At 47.4% G+C, this 232-nt stretch carries 1 protein-coding gene; it reads left to right on the top strand.

The window, feature by feature from the left end:
- Positions 1 to 232: hypothetical protein (locus R0K30_RS23765; protein WP_410613519.1), on the top strand; the 232-nt coding region annotated here is incomplete at both ends.

Raw genomic sequence — 232 nt, 5'->3', positions numbered from 1 at the left:
CCTTAAAGCTCGTTCTCACATGCTGAAAGGGAAACAAGGGCGTTTCCGTCAGAACCTTCTCGGTAAACGTGTAGACTACTCAGGACGTTCCGTTATCGTCGTAGGTCCGCATCTGAAAATGTATCAGTGCGGTTTGCCGAAGGAAATGGCGCTTGAGCTCTTCAAGCCTTTCGTCATGAAAGAGCTTGTTGAAAAAGGCCTTGCTCACAATATCAAGAGCGCAAAACGCAAA

It is taken from the genome of Bacillus sp. SIMBA_154, assembly GCF_046536015.1.
Classification (GTDB): Bacteria; Bacillota; Bacilli; order Bacillales; family Bacillaceae; genus Bacillus; species Bacillus pumilus_P.
The sequence above is the reverse complement of the archived record's forward strand: the minus strand, read 5'-3'. Positions and strand labels throughout refer to the sequence as shown.